Annotated in this window: 7 protein-coding genes; 4 read left to right on the top strand and 3 right to left on the bottom strand. The window is 66.1% G+C overall.

Features of this window, described 5'->3' with window-relative positions:
• Positions 1 to 508, top strand: a 508-nt coding sequence (locus E1261_RS43665) for an SDR family oxidoreductase (RefSeq protein WP_132416089.1), incomplete at its 5' end; no start/stop codon positions are given.
• Between the two features lie 20 nt (positions 509 to 528).
• Positions 529 to 1,260, top strand: a complete 732-nt coding sequence (locus E1261_RS43660) for an SDR family NAD(P)-dependent oxidoreductase (RefSeq protein WP_132416087.1) — start codon at positions 529 to 531, stop codon at positions 1,258 to 1,260.
• On the opposite strand, the gene E1261_RS43655 is transcribed toward E1261_RS43660, so the two are convergent.
• The 3 genes from E1261_RS43655 to E1261_RS43645 form a co-directional block, all read right to left on the bottom strand.
• Positions 1,189 to 2,127, bottom strand: a complete 939-nt coding sequence (locus E1261_RS43655; protein ID WP_132416085.1) for a LysR family transcriptional regulator — start codon at positions 2,125 to 2,127, stop codon at positions 1,189 to 1,191. The genes E1261_RS43660 and E1261_RS43655 overlap by 72 nt on opposite strands.
• 141 nt (positions 2,128 to 2,268) lie before the next feature.
• Positions 2,269 to 2,889, bottom strand: a complete 621-nt coding sequence (locus E1261_RS43650; RefSeq protein WP_132416083.1) for a suppressor of fused domain protein — start codon at positions 2,887 to 2,889, stop codon at positions 2,269 to 2,271.
• A 15-nt stretch (positions 2,890 to 2,904) separates the two neighbouring features.
• The gene (locus E1261_RS43645; protein ID WP_132416081.1) at positions 2,905 to 3,384 is read right to left on the bottom strand and encodes an HAD domain-containing protein; all 480 of its coding nucleotides are present in this window, start codon (positions 3,382 to 3,384) and stop codon (positions 2,905 to 2,907) included.
• Positions 3,385 to 3,454: 70 nt separating this feature from the next.
• On the opposite strand from E1261_RS43645, the gene E1261_RS43640 reads away from it, so the two are divergent.
• Both E1261_RS43640 and E1261_RS43635 read left to right on the top strand, forming a co-directional pair.
• Positions 3,455 to 3,745: a DUF6247 family protein gene (locus E1261_RS43640; RefSeq protein WP_132416079.1), complete on the top strand. Its 291-nt coding sequence runs from the start codon at positions 3,455 to 3,457 to the stop codon at positions 3,743 to 3,745.
• A gap of 8 nt (positions 3,746 to 3,753) precedes the next feature.
• Complete coding sequence (locus E1261_RS43635) at positions 3,754 to 3,987, top strand: hypothetical protein (RefSeq protein WP_132416077.1); 234 nt, start codon at positions 3,754 to 3,756, stop codon at positions 3,985 to 3,987.
• Positions 3,988 to 4,080: the final 93 nt, after the last annotated feature.

Below are 4,080 nucleotides of genomic sequence, written 5' to 3'. Positions count from 1 at the left end.
GGTTCACAACGTGGGTGGGGCGCGGCCGTTTGTGGACAGTTCGGCGATTCCGGATGAGGAGTGGCAGGACGCGCTGGACCTGAATTACCTGGCGTCTGTGCGGCTGGATTCGTTGCTGGCAAGGGGAATGCGGGAGCGGCGATCCGGGGCGATCGTGCATGTTTCGTCGGCGGCGGTGTTTACGCCGATGGGGCCGTTCCTGCACTACATCGCGGCGAAGGCGGCGTTGGAGAGCTACAGCCGCGGGTTGTCGGTGGAGTTGGCCCCGTACGGCGTTCGCGTGAACACCGTGACCCCAGGCCGGGTCGCGACGCCGGGCGGCGAGGCGACCCGCGAACTGTGGGCGCAGCTAGAGGGCGCGTCCGGGGACTTCGGCGCACCTCCATTGGGACGCGACGGGGATCCCGACGACATTGCCAATGCAGTGCTGTTTCTGGTGTCCGAGCGGGCCGGCTGGTTGACCGGTAGCAATCTCGTCGTCGACGGCGGCGAATATCCCCGGCGTTGAAACTCTTAGGAGAGCGTGAAATGGAATTGCAGGGTAAAACCGCACTGGTGACCGGCGGAACGTCTGGGATCGGGTTGGCGACGGCTCGGCTGCTGGCTCGCGGCGGGGCTGAGGTTGTCATCAGCGGACGTGATGTACGGCGTGGTGAGGGTGCTGTGGATTCGGCGCGGGCGGATGGTTCGGTTCGGTTCGTGCCGGGCGATCTGGCTGACTTGGAGTCGGTTGCTGAGCTCGGCCGACAGAGTGGGCCGGTCGACATTCTGGTCAACAACGCCGGTGCGTTTCCGACGGCGCTGACTGTTGAGCAGAGCGTTGCGGACTACGAGCGGATCTTCGACACGAACGTGCGGGGTGCGTACTTCCTGGTCGCGACACTCGTGCCGCACATGCTGGCGAAAGGTGCGGGCAGCATCGTCAACGTCACCACATTGGCTGCACACAAGGCTTTTGCCACCACTTCGGCGTACAGCGCTTCCAAGGCCGCACTGGCTTCGCTGACCCGGACTTGGGCGGCTGAGTTCGCGGAGGGCGGTGTACGGGTCAATAGTGTTGCGCCTGGTCCGACGCGCACGGAAGGCGTGCTGGCCGAGTGGGGTCCGGAGGGCAATGAGGGAATGGCAAAGGCATTGGGGCTCGCTCGGACGGCAGCCGCATCGGAGATTGCTGAGGCGATCTACTTCCTAGCTTCTCCGCGTGCCAGCTACGTCAACGGGACCACGCTGCATGTCGATGCCGGCGGGCGTGTCTTCTAGCGGCCAGGTCTCCTGACGGAGGAGTTCGAGCAGGGCCGTCTCGGCGGGACCCGCGTCCTCGCGAACCACGGCGATGACGGGTTGGGTCACGACCGGGGCGACCGGGCGAGTGAGGTGCTCGTGGCCATCGGGTACCACCGAGGCCGGGACGAGTGTCACGCCCAACCCGTGGGCGGCCCAGCGCACGGCCGTCGACGTCTGCGAGACGCGAGCGGCTGTGGTTGGGGCGAGATCGTGTTCACGGAGGACGCTCAGCAGTACGCCGTCCAGCGCGCTGTCGCGGTCGAACCTCAGCCAGGTCTCGTCTTTCAGGTCGCGAAGCTCGACCCGGTCGTCGGCGAGAAGCTTGTGCCCGGGGCCCAGCACCACAACGAATTCCTCGACACCAAGGTGGTGTGCGTTGGCTGGGCTCCGGTGGCAGGCGGCCATCAGGGCGAGGTCGAGTACGCCGCGACTGCACAGGCGCTCCAGCTCAGCCGAGCTCTGCTCCTCGAAGACGGTGACTTCCAGCCGCGGAAAGCGGCGGCGCAACGCACTCAGTGCCCCGGGCAACTGCCGGGTCCCAAAGCCCAGTTGTACGGCGACGACCAGCTCGCCCACGAGCTCTTCGGCACCGGCCCGGGCGGTTGCCCGCGCACGGCGGGACGCGTTCACCGCGACCTGGGCCTCCCGCAAGAACGCGCGCCCGACGACGGTCGGTACCAGACCGGTCGGCGTACGGGCGAACAACTGCACCCCGAGCTCCCGCTCCAGCCCCCGAATCTGCTGCGACACCGACGGCTGCGCCACCCGCAACCTCTCCGCCGCCGCCGTCACCGACCCCTCCTCCGCAACAGCCAGCGCGTACTCGTACTGCCGAAGACTCATCGGATGCTGCTCCCCTGTGCTGGCTCACCACGTAACCACCAGTGTTACACCCGCAACCCAGCACCCGACCGACAGGACGTATACGCCTACAACAGCGCCTTCCCGGCAGCCCCAGGCGGGAGGAGCGGTCTACGTAGACGACTACATCCTGTCCTTAGAGCGAGCCTCGGGGCGGCCATCGGAGCGGACCGCGGACGGCCGGCCCGGCTGCCAGTAGCGCAGGCCTACCTGGTCGAAGCGGGACTCCAGGGCTTCCAGGCCGGATGCGACTTTGAAGGCACGTTCGGCCTCGGTGATGGGGAGCAACCAGAGGAAGTCGACGTGGCGGTCGCCGACGTGGCAGGTCTGGAGGTCGGGGCCGAAGGGGTACGGCAGGCTCACCAGAAGGTGATCGCACGCGGATCCCGGCAGCCATGGCTCACCGATCGGCACGGTATGGCCTAGCCCGAGCTTGCCGCCACGGTGGTAGTGAGCCGTCATGGCGAGCAGTTCAACTGCGCGTGGGTCGGCGGATTCGGTGCAGAGGACGAACTCCAGACCGTGGTTCTCCCCCTCCGTTGCCGCCCAGCCGCCGATCGACAAGTACGTCCACACGCCACCACGCGTCTTGGGCCGCACCCTCAGAACCCGGAAATGCGGATTCTGGTCGAGAACCGGCCCGGCGCTCCACGTGAACGCCTCCAACTCGCGCCCACCGAAGAACCGTCGTACATGCTCCTCAAGCGCGCCACAAACATCATCACACGGCGGAAAGTCAGCCATCGCTGGAGTCCTGGGTCAGGTTTTGGTGGTTAGCCATTGGTGGAGGGTGGCGAAGTCTGCGTCGGTGAGGCCGCAGGTTGGGTCGACTTTGTGCAGGAGGACTGGGGCTGGGTGATGGGCCTGGACCCAGTCGCGGTCGGTGTTGGTGATTTCGTCGTCGAGCCAGATGAAGGGGCGGGCGGCGGCTTGGCGAACGAGCGTGGGGGTCTTCCAGTGCAGGCCGATGGGCTCGTCGCCCGTTGAGTCGGGCCAGGTGACTACTGGGAGATCGGAGAGGCCGAGCCTTGGCGAGACGCAGTCGTTCGCGTCGTCCATCCAGGTGGTTGCCCAGACGAGTTCACAGCCGAGGCCGGCCAGGCGCGGACCGTGCGCTGGGTTGACGCGGTCGAGGAGCGGGTTCATGTCGTCGTACGGCTGGTAGGCCGGGTACGGCTGCGAGGCCCCGAAGGGGATCAGCGGACCGTCGACATCGAGGAAGAGCAGCGGAAGCGACACCCCGGCACGATAGCGGTCCCGGGTGTGGATAACTTGAGTCCGGCTGCGCAGGTCGGGGTAACCTTCGTCTATGACCGCTGAGCCGCTGAGTGGAGGGCCCGAAGATCCTTCGGAGATTCTCCGGGTGCTGCCTGCGGAGTGGCATGAGCAGTTCCTCGCGGACTACCACGGTGCTCTCGATGCGGCACACGAGGTTTGGCGGTTTCAGCAGTTGCGGGACGTGCTGCACCTTTGGCGGTTGCGGGCGGTTGCGTACGCCAACCCCGGGTACGAGCGGGCCCGCGAGGCCGCCCGCGAAGGCCGGTCAGAGGAATTCGTATCGGCTGAGCAAGTGATACCGGGCTGGTCCGACAGACAGTGACCTATCACGTGGAATTCCACGCGGCTGCATTGGCTCAGCTCCAGGGACTTCCACCATCGGCCTTCGATGCCATGGTCGAACGCGTCACCGAACTGGTTCGTGCACCGTGGGAAGCACAGATTCCGAATCAGGACGACGCTGCCTTCCGCCAATGCATCTTCGGCGATGTCGGCCTCCTGTCCTTCTACGTCGATGACGGCCGCGAGCTGATCAGGATCTTCGACGTGACCTGGGCAGGTTGAGGGGCTTCTCCGAGTACCTTGCTGGGATGAGTTTTCGGTTGGCGGCTTATGGGGTTTGTGGTGTGGGCGGGCGGGTTTTGCTGGCTCGGTATG

It is taken from the genome of Kribbella albertanoniae (assembly GCF_004348455.1).
GTDB classification, from domain to species: Bacteria; Actinomycetota; Actinomycetes; order Propionibacteriales; family Kribbellaceae; genus Kribbella; species Kribbella albertanoniae.
This window is presented reverse-complemented; position numbering and strand designations above follow the sequence as displayed.

Bases quoted from the DNA above. Each gene is read 5' to 3' on its own strand.
- E1261_RS43660 (WP_132416087.1), top strand. From the start codon at position 529: ATGGAATTGCAGGGTAAAACCGCACTGGTGACCGGCGGAACGTCTGGG.
- E1261_RS43655 (WP_132416085.1), bottom strand. From the start codon at position 2,127: ATGAGTCTTCGGCAGTACGAGTACGCGCTGGCTGTTGCGGAGGAGGGG.
- E1261_RS43650 (WP_132416083.1), bottom strand. From the start codon at position 2,889: ATGGCTGACTTTCCGCCGTGTGATGATGTTTGTGGCGCGCTTGAGGAG.
- E1261_RS43640 (WP_132416079.1), top strand. From the start codon at position 3,455: ATGACCGCTGAGCCGCTGAGTGGAGGGCCCGAAGATCCTTCGGAGATT.